Source organism: Bacillus sp. JJ664 (genome assembly GCF_036962205.1).
In the GTDB taxonomy this organism is placed as follows: Bacteria; Bacillota; Bacilli; order Bacillales; family Bacillaceae_G; genus Gottfriedia.
In genome coordinates this window covers 1-21,987 of the sequence record NZ_JBALMS010000081.1, presented here as the reverse complement: position 1 = coordinate 21,987, position 21,987 = coordinate 1, and the positions used below count along the sequence as shown (strand labels likewise).

General features: G+C 33.2%; 22 protein-coding genes. 20 read left to right on the top strand and 2 right to left on the bottom strand.

The window, feature by feature from the left end:
• The first annotated feature begins 99 nt into the window (after positions 1-99).
• Entirely contained in the window at positions 100-1,053 is a 954-nt protein-coding gene (locus V7056_RS14065; protein ID WP_499702900.1) for a carbohydrate kinase family protein, read from the top strand.
• Between the two features lie 135 nt (positions 1,054-1,188).
• Here the strand turns inward: V7056_RS14065 and V7056_RS14060 are convergent, their stop codons facing one another.
• Positions 1,189-1,728, bottom strand: coding sequence for a flavodoxin family protein (locus tag V7056_RS14060; RefSeq protein WP_499702899.1), 540 nt, complete (start codon positions 1,726-1,728; stop codon positions 1,189-1,191).
• A 439-nt stretch (positions 1,729-2,167) separates the two neighbouring features.
• Here V7056_RS14060 and hppD point away from each other — a divergent pair, with 439 nt between their 5' ends.
• From hppD to V7056_RS14025, 7 genes are all read left to right on the top strand, one after another.
• The gene (gene hppD, locus V7056_RS14055) at positions 2,168-3,283 is read left to right on the top strand and encodes a 4-hydroxyphenylpyruvate dioxygenase (protein ID WP_499702897.1); all 1,116 of its coding nucleotides are present in this window, start codon (positions 2,168-2,170) and stop codon (positions 3,281-3,283) included.
• A 12-nt stretch (positions 3,284-3,295) separates the two neighbouring features.
• On the top strand, positions 3,296-3,907 hold the full coding sequence (locus tag V7056_RS14050; RefSeq protein WP_499702895.1) for a flavin reductase family protein: 612 nt from the start codon (positions 3,296-3,298) through the stop codon (positions 3,905-3,907).
• Between the two features lie 3 nt (positions 3,908-3,910).
• A complete protein-coding gene (locus V7056_RS14045; RefSeq protein ID WP_499702893.1) occupies positions 3,911-4,807 on the top strand; it encodes a fumarylacetoacetate hydrolase family protein in 897 nt (298 codons plus the stop codon).
• Positions 4,808-4,817: 10 nt separating this feature from the next.
• Positions 4,818-5,969 carry a homogentisate 1,2-dioxygenase gene (locus V7056_RS14040; protein WP_499702892.1) on the top strand — a complete coding sequence of 384 codons (1,152 nt, stop codon included), beginning with the start codon at positions 4,818-4,820 and terminating at the stop codon, positions 5,967-5,969.
• Between the two features lie 330 nt (positions 5,970-6,299).
• On the top strand, positions 6,300-7,382 hold the full coding sequence (hisC, locus tag V7056_RS14035; RefSeq protein ID WP_499702890.1) for a histidinol-phosphate transaminase: 1,083 nt from the start codon (positions 6,300-6,302) through the stop codon (positions 7,380-7,382).
• 713 nt (positions 7,383-8,095) lie between these two features.
• Positions 8,096-8,395 (top strand): 3-isopropylmalate dehydrogenase, encoded by a 300-nt coding sequence (locus V7056_RS14030; RefSeq protein WP_499702888.1) that lies wholly within the window; start codon positions 8,096-8,098, stop codon positions 8,393-8,395.
• Between the two features lie 361 nt (positions 8,396-8,756).
• Positions 8,757-11,354: a transglycosylase domain-containing protein gene (locus V7056_RS14025; RefSeq protein WP_499702887.1), complete on the top strand. Its 2,598-nt coding sequence runs from the start codon at positions 8,757-8,759 to the stop codon at positions 11,352-11,354.
• Positions 11,355-11,504: 150 nt separating this feature from the next.
• On the opposite strand, the gene V7056_RS14020 is transcribed toward V7056_RS14025, so the two are convergent.
• A complete protein-coding gene (locus V7056_RS14020) occupies positions 11,505-11,987 on the bottom strand; it encodes a GyrI-like domain-containing protein (RefSeq protein ID WP_499702885.1) in 483 nt (160 codons plus the stop codon).
• 404 nt (positions 11,988-12,391) lie between these two features.
• Between V7056_RS14020 and V7056_RS14015 the strand changes: the two genes are divergently transcribed.
• From V7056_RS14015 to V7056_RS13960, 12 genes are all read left to right on the top strand, one after another.
• The gene (locus V7056_RS14015) at positions 12,392-13,312 is read left to right on the top strand and encodes an ATP phosphoribosyltransferase regulatory subunit (protein ID WP_499702883.1); all 921 of its coding nucleotides are present in this window, start codon (positions 12,392-12,394) and stop codon (positions 13,310-13,312) included.
• A complete protein-coding gene (gene hisG, locus V7056_RS14010) occupies positions 13,309-13,956 on the top strand; it encodes an ATP phosphoribosyltransferase (RefSeq protein ID WP_499702881.1) in 648 nt (215 codons plus the stop codon). The genes V7056_RS14015 and hisG overlap by 4 nt, the downstream gene beginning before the upstream one ends.
• Entirely contained in the window at positions 13,934-15,217 is a 1,284-nt protein-coding gene (gene hisD, locus V7056_RS14005; RefSeq protein ID WP_499702879.1) for a histidinol dehydrogenase, read from the top strand. Before hisG ends, hisD begins: the two co-directional genes overlap by 23 nt.
• A 2-nt stretch (positions 15,218-15,219) precedes the next feature.
• Complete coding sequence (gene hisB, locus V7056_RS14000; RefSeq protein WP_499702878.1) at positions 15,220-15,798, top strand: imidazoleglycerol-phosphate dehydratase HisB; 579 nt, start codon at positions 15,220-15,222, stop codon at positions 15,796-15,798.
• Position 15,799: 1 nt separating this feature from the next.
• Positions 15,800-16,423, top strand: a complete 624-nt coding sequence (hisH, locus tag V7056_RS13995; protein WP_499702876.1) for an imidazole glycerol phosphate synthase subunit HisH — start codon at positions 15,800-15,802, stop codon at positions 16,421-16,423.
• The gene (gene hisA / locus V7056_RS13990) at positions 16,401-17,132 is read left to right on the top strand and encodes a 1-(5-phosphoribosyl)-5-[(5-phosphoribosylamino)methylideneamino]imidazole-4-carboxamide isomerase (RefSeq protein WP_499702874.1); all 732 of its coding nucleotides are present in this window, start codon (positions 16,401-16,403) and stop codon (positions 17,130-17,132) included. Before hisH ends, hisA begins: the two co-directional genes overlap by 23 nt.
• On the top strand, positions 17,102-17,860 hold the full coding sequence (gene hisF, locus V7056_RS13985; RefSeq protein WP_499702872.1) for an imidazole glycerol phosphate synthase subunit HisF: 759 nt from the start codon (positions 17,102-17,104) through the stop codon (positions 17,858-17,860). Before hisA ends, hisF begins: the two co-directional genes overlap by 31 nt.
• A gap of 12 nt (positions 17,861-17,872) precedes the next feature.
• Positions 17,873-18,508, top strand: coding sequence for a bifunctional phosphoribosyl-AMP cyclohydrolase/phosphoribosyl-ATP diphosphatase HisIE (gene hisIE, locus V7056_RS13980; RefSeq protein WP_499702870.1), 636 nt, complete (start codon positions 17,873-17,875; stop codon positions 18,506-18,508).
• Positions 18,505-19,320: a histidinol-phosphatase HisJ gene (gene hisJ, locus V7056_RS13975; protein ID WP_499702869.1), complete on the top strand. Its 816-nt coding sequence runs from the start codon at positions 18,505-18,507 to the stop codon at positions 19,318-19,320. Before hisIE ends, hisJ begins: the two co-directional genes overlap by 4 nt.
• 225 nt (positions 19,321-19,545) lie before the next feature.
• Entirely contained in the window at positions 19,546-20,511 is a 966-nt protein-coding gene (locus V7056_RS13970) for an acetamidase/formamidase family protein (RefSeq protein WP_499702867.1), read from the top strand.
• A 111-nt stretch (positions 20,512-20,622) separates the two neighbouring features.
• Positions 20,623-21,408, top strand: coding sequence for an arylamine N-acetyltransferase family protein (locus V7056_RS13965; protein WP_499702865.1), 786 nt, complete (start codon positions 20,623-20,625; stop codon positions 21,406-21,408).
• 132 nt (positions 21,409-21,540) lie between these two features.
• Positions 21,541-21,969: a GNAT family N-acetyltransferase gene (locus V7056_RS13960; RefSeq protein WP_499702863.1), complete on the top strand. Its 429-nt coding sequence runs from the start codon at positions 21,541-21,543 to the stop codon at positions 21,967-21,969.
• The last annotated feature ends 18 nt before the right edge of the window (positions 21,970-21,987 follow it).

Sequence of the window (21,987 nt, the reverse complement as noted above, 5' to 3'; positions counted from 1 at the left end):
AGAATTTGTATTAATAAATGTATTTGTTTTATGGTATATTTAAATAATGTATATTATTAAATTTAATTAATTTTTTATGTAAGTGAGAGGAATGAAGGTATGACCAAAAGTAATAACCCTTATATTTTAGTTTTTGGGGTTTCAATATGTGATATTATCGGGTTTACCAAAAAAAACTATCGCCCTTATGATTCGAACCCAGGTAGTGTGAAAGTTTCATTTGGTGGCGTTTGCAGAAATATTGCAGAAAATATGGCGAAAATCGGATTAAATACAAAATTTATTTCAGTCGTTGGGAACGATATGAATGGAATGAATATGATAGAACACTCTAAAAAAATTAGTATGGATATGAGTGAAAGCTTGATTATTGAAGGAGAATCTACTCCAACATATTTAGCTATTTTAGATGAAAGTGGCGAAATGGTTTCCGCAGTAGTAGATTTAACAATCACTAACAACTTTACAAAAGAATTTATTCTTTCGAAAGCCGACGTTATTCGAGGTGCTGACTATATGGTAGTCGATGCAGATAATCCAAGCACACTTCAATATTTATTAACAGAATTTCATCAAGAAACAAAGTTTATTCTTGATCCAGTCTCTGCTGCAAAGGCTTGCAAAATAAAGGATACAATTCAATATTTTCATACAGTTAAACCAAATCGACATGAAGCTGAAGTATTATGTGGATTTGAAATTGTTTCGATTTCTGACGTTAGAAAAGCTGGTGAATATTTTAGGCAAAAAGGTGTCAAAAACGTATTTATTAGTTTAGATGCGGAAGGAATCTATTATCATAATGGGGTAGAAGAAGGCATATTAAAGGCTAAAGGAGTATCTGTTGTGAATGTCACTGGAGCAGGAGATGCACTTGTAGCTGGAATCGGATATGGCTATATGAATCAAATGAGTATGGCTGATACAGTTAAATATGCTGTGACAATGTCATCGATTGCTATTTCACATGTTGATACAATTAATCCTAAAATGTGCACAGATTATGTTTTAGATCATATGAACGAATTAGAGTGGGAACATACTTCATTTTAATTGAAATTACACATCGTTGTGGGCCTAGGAGGCTCATCGTACTTCTCATGGAAAATGAACTTATTAAAGTGGAATTCAACAACCTTATCTAACATAACAAAAATACCCTTGCGAATATGCAAGGGTATTTCATATTTAATTTTCATTTTTTAGCTTTAAATTTAGTGCGTTTGCTTGTTGAATAGTATTTGAATCTAATCTAATATCACCAGGAGAATTAGCTTTTCCGAGAATATATCCCCCAAATGATGCGCCTAAAAATTCAAAAATATGCTTAAACTGTAAAATGAGTGGTAATGCCTTTAAACTTGGATTATCTCCACCAACTATAACGACATACATTTTTTTTGTTTTCATTTTTTCTGCAAAATTTAATTCTTTATCTCTTAAGCTTTGAGACCAGCGATCGATATAATTTTTCATATATCCACTCATACCGTACCAATATAAAGGAGTCGAAAAGATAATCGTATCGTGTTCAAGCATTTCCTTACAAATATGATCAAAGTCATCATCAACTGGTTGAAAACCAAATTCCGCATGTCTTTGATCATTGATTGGTCGTATGTTTTTTGTTCGTAATTGAACCTCAGAGACTGAAATACCCTCAGTAATCATTTTTGTCAGTTGCTCTGTATTACCGTTTTCTCTTGAACTACCGTGAATAATAAACATGTTTATTTCACTCCGTTTCCTACATGTATTTACATATATTTCTAATTGATATTATGAACTAAATAAGAAGTAGAATAAAGTATTGTAGCTTAAAGATTGTAAACAAAGTTACATTTTTGAATAATATAAAACGACAGAAATTTCGTATAATTTAATTTTTTTGAAGGAATTACAAAAAAGATGTAGAACTTCTTGTATTAGTTGCTACTATAAAAAAATATAAAATGTATCATTGATGGATTCAAATATTCATATAGTAGTAAAGGTTGTTTGTTAGAAAAGGGAGGAATGTCCATATCATCATAAATGATACTCTTTTGAATAATCATACAATGAAAATGTTTTTTTTATGTAGTTTATTTGTTTTGTAAGCGTTTACTTGAAGTTTGTACATAGTTTTTTTCTTCACAAAAATCGTAATTTATAGGAGGAAATCAAAATGAAACAAAATGAATTAACACAAGCAAAAAATAGCTATGATATTTTTCCGGTTCAAGAAGTACATCATTTAGAATTGTATGTGGGTAATGCTAAACAAACAGCTTATTTTTTTGCGAACACTTTTGGTTTTACACCAGTCGCATATTCAGGATTAGAAACAAAAGTACGTGACAAAGTTTCTTATGTTTTAAAACAAGGTAGTATTCGTCTTGTGATTACAGGAACTTTAAAAGAAGATTCTAAAATTGCTGAATTTGTAAAAAAACACGGTGATGGCGTAAAAGATATCGCATTAATTGTAGATGATATCGAAAAAGCATATCAAGGTGCGGTTAGTCGTGGAGCAATTAAAATCTTGCCTCCTACTGAGATAAGTGATGAGTATGGAACAGTGAAAAAAGCTGTAATTGGAACATACGGTGATACAATTCATACATTAATTGAGAAAAAAGACTATAAAGGTGTATTTTTACCTGGTTATGTAGATCGTGCATTTACAATCCCTGTAAATGAAACGGGATTAATTGCAGTTGATCACGTTGTTGGAAATGTTGAAAAAATGGAAGAATGGGTTGCTTATTATGAAAATGTAATGGGATTCCAATCAATGATTCATTTTGATGATGATGATATCAGTACTGAATATTCAGCACTAATGTCTAAAGTTATGACAAATGGAAGCCGAATCAAATTCCCGATTAACGAACCAGCTGAAGGGAAACGTAAATCACAAATTCAAGAGTATTTAGACTATAACAATGGACCTGGTGTACAGCATCTAGCTCTTTTAACTGAAGACATTGTAGATACTGTTACGAAGCTAAGAGCATTAGGTGTTGAATTCTTAAAAACGCCAGATTCATATTATGATATGTTAACAGAACGTGTAGGTAAAATTGATGAAGATATTGAAAAACTAAGAGAATTAAAAATTTTAGTAGACCGCGATGATGAAGGCTACTTATTACAAATTTTCACTCGTCCAGTCGTTGATCGTCCAACATTATTTATTGAAATTATTCAACGTAAAGGTGCTAAAGGATTCGGTGATGGAAACTTTAAAGCATTATTTGAATCTATTGAACGTGAACAAGCGATGCGAGGAAATCTATAAGGGGTTGTCACAATGGAAATTAGACCGGATACTTTACCATGGCAAGATGCTTATAAGCTATTAATTGGTTCAGTTTTACCACGTCCAATTGCTTTTGTGTCAACAAAGAATACTGAAGGTGTAGCGAATGTTGCACCTTTTAGTTTCTTTACAGCAATTTGTGCTGATCCAATGCTCGTTTGTTTTGCTCCAATGATTCGTGGAACAGACGGTGATAAAAAAGATACGCTTAAGAATATTGAAAGCACAAAAGAGTTTATCATTAATATTGTGAGTGAAGAAATTTGCGAACAAGTAAATCAAGCTGCAACTGATTTTGCTTATGGAATAGATGAATTCGAAATGGTTGGACTGACAAAAATTGATGGTACAACAGTAAATGTTCCAAGAGTTAAAGAAAGTTTAGTAGGACTAGAATGTGAACTGTTTGAGTTATTACATTTTGGTGAAAACAAAGGTGCCGGTAGCTTAGTTATCGGTAAAGTTGTAAATGTTCATGTTCATGATGAACTATATGAAAATGGCAAAATCAATACTGAAAAATTAAATCCAGTTGGACGTTTGGCTGGTCACACATATACGAAAGCAATTAAAGACACTTTTGCGATTGAGAGAAAAAGGTGAATTATGAAATTTATTACATTTTTATATGAAGGAAAAGAAAAAGCAGGAATATTAGTAGACGACCAAGTGCTTGATTTAAATAAGTTAAGTAATGGCAAAATTCCATCAGATTTACTATCTATTCTAGAAAACTATGATGAATATAAAAATGAAATCGCTGAACTAACAGGAGAAGGAATTCCACTTTCTTCTGTTGAATTGCGATCACCACTGCCAAAGCCGTCTAGCATTCGTGATTTTTATGCATTTGAAGAACATGTAAAAACATCTCGAGGAAGACGAGGTTTAGAGATGATTCCTGAATGGTATGAAGTACCAGTATTCTATTTCACGAATCATAGAGCGGTAATTGGACCAGAGGATTATGTAGTTATTCCCTCTAATTGTCAGCGAATGGATTATGAACTAGAAATTGCTTGTATTATCGGAAAAACAGGAAGTAATATTTCAGTTGAAGAAGCAGATGAATACATTTTAGGATACACAATTATGAATGACTGGAGTGCTAGAGATCTTCAAGCACATGAAATGAAGGTCGGTTTAGGCCCATCAAAGGGTAAGGACTTTGCAACATCAATTGGACCATGGATTGTTACGAAAGATGAAATTGAACAATACAAAAAGAATAAAAGCTACGATTTGAATATGACTGCCTCAATCAATGGAAAAGTCATTTCTAGTGGTAATTTTTCTTCTATCTATTACTCATTTTCAGAATTAATTTCACATGCATCAAAAAATGTCACCTTATATCCTGGGGATGTCATCGGATCAGGAACTGTTGGTACAGGGTGCATTTTAGAGCTAGGTGAAGAGAAGCATAGATGGTTAGAAGACGGTGATGAGGTAGAACTTCATATTACTGGATTAGGAACGCTGAGAAATATCGTTAGAAAGTGAGGGGAAGATATTGTATTATCGCACTTTAGGTAAAGTACCAAGAAAAAGGCATATTCAATTTAAAAAAGAAGACGGAACTCTATTTAGAGAACAGGTAATGGGGACAAAAGGATTTTCCGGTACACAATCTATTTTGTATCATCACCATATGCCTACATCTGTAAGTGAAACTTCATTTTACAAATCACTTCATATCGAGTTTGAAGAGCAATCCTCTTTACAACATCGTCATATTAGAACAAATAATATTGAGAAGACAGGCGATGCATTAGAAGGAAGAGTGTACGTATTAGGAAATTCAGACCTATTAATCGCTGTTTGTAATGTAACGCAAGAAAGTCAAAACTTTTATCGAAATGGTGAAGGTGATGAAATGTTATTCGTACATTACGGTACTGGTGAACTTCAAACGATGTTTGGAACAATTCATTACCGAAAAGGTGATTATTTAATGATTCCGATTGGGACAATTTACAAGTTTGTGCCAACTTCGGATACAAAATTATTAATTGTAGAGTCAAACTCTCAGCTTACTACGCCTAAACGCTATCGTAATGAATATGGACAAATGCTTGAGCATAGCCCATTTTGTGAGCGTGATTTTAGAGGACCTGAAACATTAGAGACATTCGATGAAAAAGGTGAATTTACAGTATTAACGAGAGCAAGAGGAAATTTATATAAACATGTATTAACACATCATCCATTTGATGTAGTTGGTTGGGATGGGTATTTATATCCATGGGCATTTAATATCGAGGATTTTGAACCAATCACTGGTCGAATTCACCAGCCACCTCCTGTTCATCAAACATTTGAAGGACATAATTTTGTCGTTTGTTCGTTTGTTCCAAGATTATACGATTACCATCCAGAAGCAATTCCTGCACCGTATGTTCATAGTAATGTAAATAGTGACGAAGTACTTTACTATGTAGAAGGTAATTTTATGAGTAGAAAAGGGATTGAACAAGAATCAATCACTCTTCATCCATCTGGTATTCCACATGGACCTCATCCAGGCAAAACGGAAGGAAGTATTGGTAAAAAAGAAACATTAGAACTAGCAGTTATGATTGATACATTTAAACCACTTTACGTCGTGAAGGATGCTCATGCCTATGAGGATCCAGCTTATATGAGTAGTTGGATAGAAAAGTAGAGTCTTATGATTCTACTTTTTATTTGAAAAGTGCAACAAGCTCGCCCAGCTCTGAAGGGAATATCTCCATATATCTGAAGAGATGGTGGTTTATCCACTTCAAAGATATATGGAATATTACCGAAGAGCTAGCTTGTGGAACTAGACATAATGAAAAGCGAAAGCAAGCTGGAAGGGAAGTTCTACTGCTTTCTGGAACATTGCTTAAGTGCTAGCATATAGAACTAATTTTTAGAAAACTCTAGCAGATAAAACTAGATAAACGACATATGAATATGATAAACTAGCAACATTATACAAAAAATTTGAATATGAAAAGGAGATTTTTGCATGTATGTGAAACCACAAATTTTGACACTTCAAGCTTATAAACCAGGAAAACCTAGTGAAGTAGTCATGAGAGAATATGGTCTCGATAAGGTTGTAAAACTAGCTTCAAATGAAAATCCGTTTGGTTGTTCTCCTAAAGTATTTGAAGAATTAAGAAATGTAGTCAGTAAATTTGCCATTTATCCTGATGGCGCAACAGAGATTTTAAGTGAAAAAGTTGCAAGTTTTCTTGGAGTAGCTCCTAATCAATTAATCTTCGGAAGCGGTGCTGATGAAGTCATTCAAATGATTAGTAGAGCCTTACTTACAAAAGAACATAATATTGTACAAGCTGCACTAACTTTCTCGCAATATTCACATCACGCAGTAATTGAAGGAGCAGAAGTTAGAAGTGTACCACTTGTAAATGGGGTACATGATTTAGATGAAATGCTTGAACAAGTTGATCAAAACACGAAAATTGTATGGATTTGTAATCCAAATAACCCTACAGGTACATACATTAATACACGCCAATTAACAGCTTTTTTAGAAAATGTCCCATCAACAACATTTGTTGTAGTGGATGAAGCGTACTTTGAGTATGTGTCTGCTTCTGATTATCCTAAAACAATCTCATTATTAAATAAATATGAGAATTTAGTAGTCTTACGTACTTTTTCAAAAGCATACGGCCTAGCATCTTTCCGTATCGGATATGGTGTAGGAAATAGTAAGCTAATCGAAGAGATTAATATCTCTAGATTACCATTTAACACATCAATGGTTGCACAAGTTGCAGCAATAGCTTCATTAGAGGATCAAATATTCATTCAAAATTGCGTACAGCAAAACAAAAAAGGCATGGAGCAATACACTGCATTTTTTGATGCATATGGCGTTGAATACTATCCATCTCAAGCTAACTTTATTTACATTCCAGTTCCAAATAGCCAAGAAATCTTTACTCAACTAGAATCAAAAGGCTATATTATTCGTGCATTCCCGAACGGAATCCGCATTACAATTGGTACTGCAGCGGAAAATGAAGGATTAATCTTACACTTAAAAGCGATCCTAACGGATAAGTCTGCTATTAAATAAGAACTCAACTTCTCTAAACTTGTATTAAGGTGGTTCCAGAGAACAAAAAAATAATATAAAAATTAATTTGAAGACCAAATCGAGTATGATTTGGTCTTTTTGTTATTTTGAATTCAATCATTTATTAAAAATATGTAATAAAACGCAGAAATTCAGATTTGAATTGAAAATGACACTATTAATAGACAGTATTTTAAGATGTATTTTTGATTTTTTCAATTTATTTAATTCATTTTAGTTAGAGAGAAAACTAGGGGGCTACCGTGAAAATAGAATAAAAGTAGATTTACACTTTTTAAGAGTTTTTGAACACTAGGAGTATTAAGATAGCTTCGATTAGAGTCCATCCAATATCTCAAATGATTCAAACGCAAGGCGCACGACTCCTGTGGGAGATGCGGGGTAGGGTGTGACCCCGGAGGAGGCCCACAGGATGTGGGTCATATGCATCCATTACGACAGGGTGTCGTGGTTTTATCATGCCTACCTATTTTTTAAGAGGCTCAGCGCATCCCCCACAAAAAGCGAGCATCCTGGAGTGGAAATCAACGCATTCTCAATTTTTGAGCCTTTTCTTTATCTATTGACTTGTGTATGAATTACTTAAAATCGGTTATTGCTTTTTTAAAATCAAAAATTTGAAACTAAATGAGTATGGATTATATTAAAGGGATTTTTTACCAAAAATGGAATTAACTATTAGGAGGGATAAAATGTCTAGTAATGTAATCATCATTTCAATATTGTTAGCAAACATACTCTGCGTAAATTCATTTGCATTTTTTATTTATAGAAAATCAAAGAATCTATATCTTTCAGCTTTTATCATCTTTGCTCTTGCATGTATCTTAGCAATTGTTGAAGGGATCATCGCAGTAATGATAATACAAGATGGATTCGCATTTTTCTTCGGACTAAATATTGTCGGTTACTATTTAATTATTAATAGTTTAATTGTTTTTCTTTTAGCAATTCTTGTCTCAATTGTTAAATTTTTTAAAAGACTAAATTAATTAAATATGACTGAACAAGTGGTGTGGAGTTGCGATTGCAGCTCCTTTTTAACGTAAATTGGCTTTGAAATATACCTACATAACATAAAGACTTATAATATTCCAAATTATTACAAAAAAGGGTATTATTCTATCTTTGTAGTATTATTTATGATGGGAAAAAAATCCATTAGTATATTAGTAGAGTAAATCGTTTTTTACGATATGTGATCTGACTAATAGAATAAAAGGAGAAAAGATGGTGATTCGTGTTTTAAATTGAATTCAAGTTGATAAGAAGTTTACAAAAAAGCATTTGAATTGAAAATAATAAGTAACTATGAAAATATTTTTTATAAGTTTTGAAAGGTAGGAAAATAAGATGGCAAAAGAATATCGTTCACGAGAAGAACGTAAACGAGTGGAAAAGCCTTCAAAAGGAACTCCTAAAAAACGAGAAGGTATATTAAAGAAAATAATCCTCATCATTTTAACATGTGGTTTAGTAGGTATATTAGGCGTTATTGGTACATTTTACTACTTAATTAGTGATGCACCTAAATTAGATACAAAGAAACTTCAAGTCCCTTTATCATCAACTATATTAGATAAAGATGGAAATGTGATGGCTGAATTAGGAAAAGAGCGTCGAACGAAAGTTTCTTATAGTGAGATTCCTAAAGTTGTAGAAGATGCGTTCCTTGCGACAGAAGATATACGGTTTTATAAGCATAAAGGTGTGGACACTCGCCGAGTAATTGGTGCTGTTTTGGCAAACATAACTGGCGGATTTGGTTCTCAAGGTGGTAGTACAATTACGCAACAGGTCGTAAAAAATTCATTTTTATCACCAGAAAAAACGATTAAACGTAAGGTGCAAGAATGGTATTTAGCATTCCAATTAGAACAAAAGTATTCTAAGCATCAAATTCTAGAAATGTATTTAAACAAAGTTTATTTTTCAAACGGTTTAAAAGGTCAAGGTGTATATGGCATTGCGAAAGCAAGTGAACGATATTTTAGTAAGGATTTATCAGAAATTACGTTACCTGAGGCAGCAACATTAGCAGGGATGGTACAAAGTCCAAATAATTTTAACCCAGCTAAGCATCCAGAGGCATCTGAAAATAGAAGAAATATAGTTCTTAGCCAAATGAAGAAATACGGGTATATTACAGAGGATCAATTTACTCAAAATAAAGCGATTCCTATGGAGAAATTAATCAAAGTCCAAGAAGATGAAAGTGTAAAGTATCTTTCATTTTTAGATGTAGTCATTGATGAAGTTGAAAAAAATGGAGATGCAAATGTTTATACAGACGGACTTATTATTGAAACGACACTAGATTCTAAGGCTCAAGATAAGGCTGATGAAATCATTAATCGCGGTAAAGAATTTTATCCAAGTGATGAGTTTCAAACAGGATTTGTATTAACTGATACAAAAACAGGGGATATTAAGGCTGTTGGAGCTGGTAGAAATACTACATCAGGTGGATTAAATTTTGCAACAGATATAAAAAGACAACCTGGGTCTACGATCAAACCAGTTTTAGATTATGGACCAGCAATTCAAAATTTAAAATGGTCAACAAACCACCAAATTGTTGATGAACCTTATCAATATTCTGATGGAACACCAATTAGAAACTCTGACAAAAATTACAAAGGGCAAATATCAATCCGTGAGGCTCTTACTAGATCAAGGAACATACCGGCTTTAAAAACAATTCAAGAGGTTGGATTAGATCAATCACGTGAATTTGGTAATGGACTTGGTTTTAATTTCGAAAAAGATACATTTTATGAGTCTCATTCAATCGGTGGATTCACTGGTGTGTCCGCAATGGAAATGGCTGGAGCTTACGCTGCATTTGGTAATGGTGGAGTGTATATCAAACCACATGCAGTAACAAGAATCATATATCAAGATAAAACAGAAAAAGTGTTAACACCAGAACCGAAGCAGGCAATGAGTGACTACACAGCTTATATGATCACAGATATGCTTAGAGATGTTGTTAAATCACCAAGTGGAACAGGTGGATTGGCAAATATTCCTGGGCTTGATATGGTAGGAAAAACAGGTACAACAAATTATCCAGATGATGTAAAAGCTAAATATGGTTTTCCATCAAATGCTACACGTGATAGTTGGTTTGTTGGCTATACGCCAGATGTAACAGTTTCTGTTTGGACGGGCTATGAAAAAAATAAAAAAGAACATTACTTAGGACAGAGTTCTGTAAAAATTGCCAAATATATCGCAAAAGATATGTTACAAGAAACAGCAAATTCATCATCAAAATTCCAAAAGCCAGATTCAGTAGTGGAAATACGTGATGAATTGTTTATTAAAGGTGAAAAAATGGATGAGGTTCCTAAAGATGAATTATTGGAACCAGCACAAAAAGTTACTTCAAAATTTGATGAAGCAACAGGTAATATTTTATTGAATTGGCAATATCCATCAGACTTATTGCCAACAACTACATTTGAAGTAAGTTACGAAGCAAATAAAGTTGCAGGACAAACACAAAAAGTTCAAGGAACTACAGCAACCATTTCTGGAATTGCTCCAGGGGATATTGTAAAAATTAAAATAGTTGCAACTAGTGAAGAAGGAAAGAGTAATCTTGTAACAATTACGTTAGATTTAACATCGGTCTTAGAACCAACTAACCCAACAGATGATGATACTCAAACTGGTGATGACAATGGTACTGGGGACAATGACGACACAGAAGATGATAATGATGGTATTGATAACGGGGATGATGGCACTGACGATGGAATTGAAGATGATAATGGTGATCCAATAACGCCAGAGACTACAAATCCAAATCAACCAACTTTACCTACAAAACCAACAAAACCACAAGAAAATGGTGGCGTTAAAAATCCAACTTCATTTTATTCGGATTCTCAATATACTAATCGAATGACGAAAATGAAAAATAATATTAGGATTTTATCATAATAGAATAATACTGAAAAAGGATAGGAATGCAGAAGTATTATCTGCAATTCTATCCTTTTTTGTTATTCAAAGGGTCTTATTTCAATATATTTGCAATTAATCAAAGAATACATTTTTATATTGCATATGATTCCTTGCTACTAAACTGAATTATTTTATCGAAATATATATATCAACTTGACTATTATTTGGGTCAATTGACCGTTCGTCGTATAACTCAAAGTCCGTTGTAAATGCTCTTTTATTTGTTTTGGACCATTCCCAAATATGTTGCCAAGCTTCAACGACCACTTCTTGAACGGGTCCTTTTCTAGTTGTAAATACAATATATTCACTAGGTTTAATTGAATAACTGTCCATTCCATCAGGAATCTTGTCAACATTACTTACTTCTGCTCCAATGGCAAAAGAATATGAACCATTCTCATCAGATTCATAATTTGTGTAGAGTGCTAGAATGGTTGGGTTCTTTTTACTTGGAATTTGGTTTGCTAATTGGTTTGAATAAAATTTTTCCCAATGTTTAGAGATTAAAGCTTCTTCACTCATTTCAGTTTGGTTTGATGTCGTTACAAAGTTACCAATGAAAAACATGGGTTCATTTTTTATTAATATTTTTTCAGTTATAGTCATCAAATAATTCCTCCAATTGGAAAATTTTCTCAATAAATAATTCGTGATTCTTGCCTTGAATCCCTTTTATTTAAACGATTTTCGTTCTCTTTATAAGAGCCATAGGCAAAACGTAATTTTTAAAATATTAAATAAAATAATATAAAAAGGATTGACAATCTAAATATAATTCTTTAATATTTAAAAAAAATGATAACAAGAAGGAGACATAACTATGTTTTTCGCACGCACGATAAATGGGTTACAACATCATCATCCACCCAGGGTTTGAATCTATGGACAAAAATTGACCGTAGATACAAGCCCTCTTCGTGTTACGAAAAGGTGCTTGTGTCGTGCCAAAAGGCCATGCAGGCATTAACCTGTATGGCCTTTTTATTTTTCAAAAAAGGGGTAGTGAGAACGTGAATGGGAAATTATTACAAGCCTTGAAAAGCTATGAGTATAAGCGGAAAATGGAAGATTACGTAATTGATCGAGGATATATACCTTTTGAACCTCAGTTATTCGAACAATTTGAACATTTTGCCATTCAGAATCCGCGGCTACCACGTGAAGAACTAGTTGTTTTACTTTCAGGCAAACAACAAATTCTTTTATTAAGACCAGATATAACGAGTGCATTGATGAAGGAAATATATCCAATCGCCTTAAAAGAAGAAAAATGTAAGATTTTTTATCAATCAATTGTCTTTAGAAACAATGAAGAAGGGATTAAGGAGATCAATCAATTTGGAATAGAGAATTTTGGTGAAATAAATGAATCGACTGAAATTGAAATCATTGTAATTGCTATTGATTTATTAAGTGAACAACCTTTTATTTTGGAAATAGGTCATACAGGTTTTTTAGAAGGATTATTTAACGAATGTGATCTTTCAAAAGAACAAAAAAACTTAGTCAAACGGCTTATTTACTTGAAAAATTCAGATGAATTAAAAATATGGACTGAAAAAACACCCCTTCCAAAAGAAGTAAAGCGTGTCCTTAAAGAATTATTTAATTTACAAGGAAAGGGGAAAGAAAAAGTTGAGTTGCTAACCAGTTGTATTTTAAATAAGCAAATGGATGAAGCAGTGCATAAAATTTTACGATTACAAGAAATAAGTCCAAATATACATGTTGATTTTTCGATTATAAATGAATTTGATTATTATGATGGAATTGTTTTTAAAGGATATTATGATCGACTAAATAAAGAGGTGTTAAGGGGTGGGCGCTACAAAGTGATTTCTGAAGATTCGGAAAAAGTAATGGATGCAATTGGATTTTCGATTGATACGAATGCTTGGATAGAATGTCAGGAGGTGGCAGCATACAAATGAAATGGCTCATCATTGCGGTCGCAAAGGGGAGATTGGAAGACGAAGTAAAAAAGATTCTAGCTCAAGCTGGACTTGGAAATGTAATTGATTCGGATTCAAGAAAATTAATTTTTGAGGATGACATAAATCGAATTAGATACTTGGTCGTCAAGCCGGTAGACGTAGCTACTTACGTTGAAAGTGGTGTTGCAGATTTAGGATTCGTTGGAAAAGATGTTTTATTAGAACAAGAAAAAGACGTTTATGAACTGATGGATTTAGAATTAGGTAAATGTATATTTGCTGCTGCAGGCTTTCCAAACACTTTGATTGATAAGGGTGAAGAACCATTAAGGATTGCTACTAAATATCCAAATATCACGACAAGTTATTTTCAAGATCGACAAAAAATAGAATTAATCTATTTAAATGGTTCAGTTGAACTTGCACCAATCGTTGGACTATCTGACATTATTGTGGATTTAGTTGAAACAGGTAGTACTTTAAAAGCAAATGGTTTAGTCGTCTTAGAGGAAATGATGACAATTAGTGCTAGAGTCATCTCAAATCGTGTCAGTTATCGATTTCAACATGATCGAATACAACAATTTTTAGACGAAGTGAAGAAAGGGAAGATGGTTTATGCTGGAAATTCTATCGATTGAACAAAAAAGTGAAAAGCTTAATCAAATTCTACTTAGAACGGTTCTTCCAACAGCTCAAATTGAAAAAAGAGTTGAAGTAATTCTTTCAGATGTGAAAGAAAACGGAGATGATGCAATTCGTAAATATTCGTTCATGTTTGATGAAGTGAGCTTAGAAACATTTGAAGTATCTGAGGAAGAAACATCACAAGCATTGAATGAGATAAATGATGAATTAATGGAAGCCCTACTTGCTGCAAAGGAAAATATAGAACGTTACCACGCAAAACAACTACAAACAGGTTATAAAATAGAAAATGAAATATCATCAATTCAACAAATTATTAATCCAATTGAAAGAGTTGGGATTTATATCCCTGGAGGTAAAGCAGCGTATCCTTCAACTGTTCTAATGAACGCGATCCCTGCAAAAATCGCTGGGGTAAATGAAATCGTCATTGTAACGCCCCCAAATAAAGAAGGTAAAGTTAAAAGTTCAATTTTAGTTGCCGCGAAATTAGCTGGAGTTTCAAAAGTCTTAAAAATAGGTGGTGCTCACGCAATAGGTGCACTAGCTTTTGGAACTGAAACGATTCAAAAAGTAGATAAAATAGTCGGCCCTGGAAACTTATATGTTGCTTTGGCTAAGAAAAGTGTGTCAGGGGTTGTTGGAATTGATATGGTTGCTGGTCCTACTGAAGTGGTTATTTTAGCAGATGAATATGCAAATCCAAGATTTATCGCTGCAGATTTAATGGCGCAAGCTGAGCATGATGAAATGGCATCAAGTATTGTGATTACAACGTCAAATGAATTAGCTGAGAAAATTCAACAAGCATCAAATGACTTAATAGAAGTACAACCACGTAAAGAAATCATTCAAAAAGCCTTTGAAAACTATGGGGCAATCATTAAAGTCAATTCAATAGAAGAAGGGCTTAATCTTGTGAATAAAATTGCACCAGAGCACGTTGAAATCTTACTTAAGGATCCAGAAGAATATGTGACAAAGATTAAAAACGCTGGGGCCATTTTTGTAGGAGAATATACCCCAGAACCTGTAGGGGATTATTATGCGGGTACGAATCATACATTGCCTACTAGTGGAACAGCTAGATTTACGTCACCATTGTCGGTTAATGACTTCCAAAAGAAAACATCAGTTGTTTATTACAGTAAGGAAGCACTAAAGGCTGCTAGAAATCATATAGAGACAATTGCAAATGAAGAAGGATTATTTGGCCATAAAAAAGCAATCAGTATCCGCTTCGAGGAGGAATGAAATTGAGAATAGCTAATATTTCAAGACAAACAAAAGAGACGAATATATATCTAAAATTGAATTTGGACGGAGACGGTAATAGTAATATTTATACTGGAATTGGTTTTTTAGATCATATGCTGACGTTATTTTGCTTTCACAGCGGGGTCGATATGGAACTTAATTGTGTCGGAGACTTAGACGTCGATGATCATCATACAACAGAGGATGTAGGAATTGCAATTGGGCAAGCATTATTGGAATCACTTGGTGAGAAAATTGGGATCAATCGTTATGGATCTAGCTATATCCCGATGGATGAAACTTTAGCAAGAGTTGTAATTGATTTTAGTGGCAGACCCTATCTTGTTTACAATGTCCGAATAGAGCGAGAGAGGGTCGGGACTATGGATACTCAAAATATTAAAGAGTTTTTTAAAGCACTAAGCTCGGAAGCTCGAATGAATTGTCATATGGAAGTTTTATATGGCGATAATGACCATCATAAAATTGAGGCATTATTTAAAGCTTTTGGCAGAGCGGTTAATCAGGCAATTGAAGTTAATTCTACTAAATTACCTTCAACGAAAGGACTTCTTTAAAATGAATATTATCATCGATTATGGTGTCGGAAATTTAGATTCATTAAAAAGAGCATGTGAAGAACTAGATTTCCAAGTGGTTGTTAGTAATAAAGTAGAAGAGATCAAACAGGCTTCTTCTATTATTCTACCTGGAGTAGGTGCTTATGAGGCAGCTATGAAAGAATTAAATAATCTTAAGTTAGTAGACATTTTGATAGAAAAAGCAAGAAATGGCATACCGATATTAGGAATCTGTCTTGGTATGCAATTATTATATGAATTTAGTGATGAAAATGGGGGATGTAAAGGTCTAGGATTACTTAAAGGTACGGTTAAACAAATACCTAATTTTGTGAAGGTTCCTCATATGGGATGGAATAAACTATTCTTTAACAAAAACATAAATCTATTGAAATACGTAAATGAAGAAGAGTATGTATATTTTGTTCACTCATATTATGTGGATTCCTCAAATGAGGAAGTCGTAGCTTTTAGTGATTATGGTGTCAAAATACCAGCAATTGTAAATCAGAATAATATTGTAGGAATGCAATTTCATCCAGAAAAAAGTAGTGATACTGGATTAAATCTATTAAAGGCATTTAAGGAGCTGTGTATATATGATTCTATTTCCAGCAATTGATTTGAAGGATGGTAAATGTGTACGTTTAGAACAGGGAGATTTCTCAAAACAAGAGATTTATAGTCGGTCTCCTTTGGAGGTTGCATTGACATTTGAAAAAGTTGGGGCAAATGTACTTCATATTGTTGATTTAGATGGTGCAAGAACTGGCGAAAGACGAAATGCTTCAATCGTAAGAGACATAGTAGAAAATACAAATTTAGATATTCAATTAGGTGGAGGAATCCGTTCCTTAGAATCAATATCTTTTTGGTTGGAGCTTGGAATTAAAAATGTGATATTAGGTACGATTGCAATCGAAAATATGAATATTGTAAAGGAAGCAGTGGATCGCTACGGGGAGAGAATCATTGTCGGAGTTGATGCAAAGGACTCATTTGTTGCAACCAATGGTTGGGAGAAAGCTACTGCTCAAAATAGCTTTGAATTCTGTAAAAAACTTGAAAAAATAGGAGTGAAATCAGTCGTTTATACTGATATAGCGAAGGATGGAATGCTTAGTGGACCAAATATAGAAGCGTATAAAAAGCTTTCTAATGAAACGAACTTACAGATCATTGCATCCGGAGGAGTAAGCTCAATTGCTGATTTACTATCTCTTCAAAAACTGAATTTATATGGGGCAATTTCGGGTAAGGCATTATATGAGAAGAAGTTTTCTTTAGAGGAGGCGCTAACATGCTTGCAAGAAGAATCATACCTTGCTTAGATGTAAGAAATGGGCGAGTAGTAAAAGGCAAACAATTTTCAAGCATTCAGGATGTCGACTCTCCTACAAAACTAGGGAAGTTTTATAGCGATCACGGAGCAGATGAACTTGTTTTTTACGATATAACTGCTTCAAATGAAGAGAGAGATATTTCACTGCGATTTGTTTCAGATGTAGCAAAAGAATTGAGAATTCCGTTTTGCGTTGGTGGTGGTGTTCGAACAATTGCTGATTTTACACTGCTTTTAAGAAATGGTGCTGACAAAGTGTCAATTAATTCTTCGGCAGTTTTGAATCCGGATTTAATTAAGGAAGCATCAGACCGATTCGGTTCACAATGCGTTGTTTTATCAATAGACGCGAAGAAAAATGATGCTGGCGTATATAAGGTTTATATAAATGGTGGCCGAAAAGAGACGGATTTAGAAGTAGTTGAATGGGCAAAACGTGGAGTTGAACTTGGTGCAGGAGAAATTGTCATCAATAGTATCAATGAAGACGGAATGAAATCTGGCTATGATATAGAGTTATTACAAAAAATAACAAGTGCAGTCAATATTCCAGTCATCGCATCTGGTGGAGCAGGGAAACTAGATGATTTTTATAAAGCTATAGCAAAAGCAAATGTAGATGGAGTTTTAGCAGCGTCAGTATTTCATTTTGGTGAGATTAAAATAAAAGATTTAAAAGATTTTTTAAGTAAGAAAGGTGTTTCCATTAGAATATAGGGGGAGTATGAGATGTTTCAGATTCATAACATTCAATTTAATGAAAAAGGATTAGTTCCGGCAATTGTACAAGATGTGAAAACAAAAGATGTATTAATGCTTGCATATATGAATGAAGAATCGATTCAACTAACATTACAGACAGGAAATGCAACATATTATAGTAGAAGTCGTCAAAAACTTTGGGTAAAAGGTGAAACATCTGGAAATTGCCAGACAGTAAAATCAATAGCATATGATTGTGATCAGGACACGATTTTAATTCAAGTCGAGCAAAATGGTGTAGCATGTCATACAGGAAACTGGAGTTGCTTTCAAGAAAAGACTGAGTTAAGTGGTAGCGATGAGAAATACAATCTAAATATCTTAAATGATCTGTATCAAACAATCGCTAATCGAAAATCAAATCCAGTTGAAGGTTCTTATACTACATACTTGTTTGATAAAGGCATTGATAAAATTCTAAAAAAAGTAGGGGAAGAATCGAGTGAAGTCATCATAGGTGCAAAAAACGATGATACGAATGAACTTGTGTATGAAATAAGTGACTTAGTTTATCACGTTATGGTACTTATGGTTGAAAAAGGTGTGAAGCTGGACGAGATTAAAGAAGCATTAGTAAGTAGAAGAGAGAAGGATCGCTCTTGAAGATTGATGGTCATACGCATACCCACTATTGTCCACATGGAAGTGGAGACAATGTTGAATACATGATTCAAAAAGCAATAGAATTAGGTTTTGACGAATATCATATTACCGAACATTCTCCAATTCCTTCGTCATTTAATAACCGTTTGCAACCATTGGAAGTTATTGATACTTTAGCAATGAATGAGGGAGAAGTAGACGGGTATGTAAGAGAAATGATTGGCTTAAAAGGAAAATATAAAGATAGAATAACAGTGAAAATTGGTTTTGAATTAGATTACTTACCAATGGATACAGAGTGGACAAAACATTTTCTGAATGAATATGGAAAATACTGTGATACGGGCATATTATCTGTACATTTTTTAGAAGGGCGAAAAGGCTGGCGTTGTATTGACTATCAAGCAGAAGATACACTGGAAGGACTAGTAAACTATTATGGTAGTACCGAAGATTTCCAATTAGCTTACTACGAAATCGTAAAGCAATCAATTTTAGTAGATTTAGGTCAATATAAACCAAAAAGAATTGGCCATATGACTTTATGTAATAAATTTAAACAATTTCTACAGTGTGAAGAAACAAAAGTAATCAAGCAGAATCAAATTGATATTTTACATTTAATCAAACAAGAGGAATATCAACTGGATGTAAATACTGCTGGATTATTTAAACCGTATTGTAGGGAAATATATCCTCCAATAAATTTAATCGATTATGCAAAACAATTACGAATTCCTCTCGTTTACGGTTCAGATTCTCATAGTGTGAAGGATATTGGTAGAGGTTATGAAATGGTCAATCTATTGTAATGATACAAACAGCCGATCATTAAGTGGTCGGGTGTTTTTTGTTTTAATCTTGAATACTTGTATGATGAAATATGACATCTCGTTTCAAGAAATATAAATGCATGATTTAATGAACAAAGTACTCAATCAAAACAAACAGGGAAATGTAACTAAAATGCCGAAATAAATAATAGAAGGAATTTAATCAACAATATTAATCTGTAAATTTGAAAGAAGGATTAAAGTATGCCCGAAACATATAAAATGAAAGTTTCCAATCAACATTTACACGCATCATTTAGTAAAGATTACGAACCAATTATGACAATACGTTCTGGAGATTCTATAGAATTTAATACGATTGATATAGGCTGGGGATTTAATGAAAAAAGCGGGGAACGAATTCGTTATCAATCAAGAGAACAAGAAGAAGCCTGGGGTCATCCAATGGTGGGACCTATATATATTCAAGATGGAAAACCCGGTATGACACTCGAAGTAAAAATTAATCAAATAAAAACCAGCTGGTACGGATGGAATTGTGCTGGCGGTAAACAAAACTGGCAAAACAATATATTGAATATAGCAGAGTCACCTGAAGTAACTCTAAATTGGACGATCAATGAGGAAAATAAAACAGCGAAAACACAAATGAAAGATCAAGAATTTACTGTTCCACTTCAACCATTTTTAGGTGTATTGAGTACAGCGCCTAGTGAATCTGGTGTTCATTCAACAATCCCGCCAAGATACTGTGGAGGAAATATTGATTGTAAGGAATTAGTTGAGGGAAGTACAGTATATCTTCCTATTACTATAGAAGGGGCACTGTTTTCTGCTGGAGATGGACATGCCGCGCAAGGAGATGGTGAAGTATCTGGTCAAGCGATTGAATCTCCATTTGACCAAGTAAATCTTACACTTACAGTTATTGAAGACTTACAATTGAAAATGCCTCGAGCAAATACTCCTGCAGGATGGATCACTTTTGGTTTTGATGAGGATTTAAACATTGCAACAGCAACAGCTTTAGAAGGAATGATAGAGTTAATGCAAGAAATCTACCAGATTGAAAAAACGGAGGCAGTTGCTTTAGCAAGTGTATGTGTAGATCTTAAAATTACCCAGATTGTCAATCAAGTAAAAGGGGTACACGCTATTTTACCTCATAATCATCTTATTTCATCGGCTGTAAACAAAAGTAATGAGTAGAATATGTGCGTTTCTGACTTTAGCAGGAGCGCACTTTTCAATCATAAAGTAAAATAGGTGAAAAGTGAGATAGAACAGAGTATTTATTATTTAGTATCGGAGGCAACAGAGTTGAGTCAGCTAAATACTTTATTTAGAAAAAGGATTGATTTTACAGAAAGTAAAAACATTTCATTCTCAGACTTAGAACATATCTTGATGAAAACTGCATTTAACATACCGTTTGAAAATATATGCATAATTAATAAAAATACAAATGAGATAACAAAGGATAACTTGATTCAAAAAATCTTATTAAAAAATGAAGGTGGACTTTGTTACGAATTAAATGCCATTTTGTACTTATTTCTAATTGAAAATGGTTTTAATGCGAGACTTGTCAGTGGAGTTGTTTATGATAATGTCAATTCTGATTATCAAAATATTGGAAGAACACATGTGACGATTCTTTTATCGCACGAAGGTCAAACTTATTTAATTGATACTGGATTTGGAGCAAATCTACCTTTAAAGCCAGTGCCATTAAATGGAGATATGGTCATTTCTAATAATGGGGAATTTCGTGTAAAAAAAGAAAAAACAGCATTTGGTGACTATATTTTGGAAATAAAATTAAAACATAAAGATAATGACTGGAGAATTGGCTATGCGTTTGATTCAGAGAGAACGATCAATGATCTTTCAGACTTAAATGAGATCCAAACGATTATCAAAGAACATGAGAAGTCTCCATTTAATAAGAATCCATTAATCACTAAACTGACTAATGAAGGCAATGTGACATTAACAAATAATTCATTTACACAATGGAAAAATGGGACTGTATTGAAAGAAGAAATTGAAAAAGAGAGATTTAAACAGTTGATGAAAAATATTTTTAATCATAAAGGTTTTTGAGTATAGGGTTGTCTAGGCAACCTTTTTAATTTTTAAAGGTAAACAATAAATTGTTAATACTTTTTTGGGTTGGCAATTTTCCTAATAACTGTTATTCTAATTAAGCGAAAAATTTGAAATGGGGGAATTTTCATGCAAATTATCCAGCAATCAAATCAAGAAGATACTGACTATATTAGACAGAAAGTTATTGAATATAACATGTCTAAACTCCCAGAAAAACTACTGAAGTCAGTCGAAAAAGTAAGTTTCATTCTAAAAAATGAACATGAATCGATACTTGGCGGCATAACTGGTACGATAAAATATAATCATTTACATGTTGATTTTTTATGGGTAGATGAATCCCAACGCGGAACTGGTTATGGAAGTAATTTATTACATAAAATTGAAGATCTTGCAAAAGAGAAAAAATGTAGATTGATTGTCCTAGATTCTTTTAGCTTTCAAGCTCCGGAATTTTATAAAAAACACGGTTATAAAGAATTTGGGGTATTAAATGATTATCCAGAAGGTTTTAGTCAGCATTTTTTTGAAAAGAGATTATATGACAAATATTGAAAGCTGTTATGCAGTTAC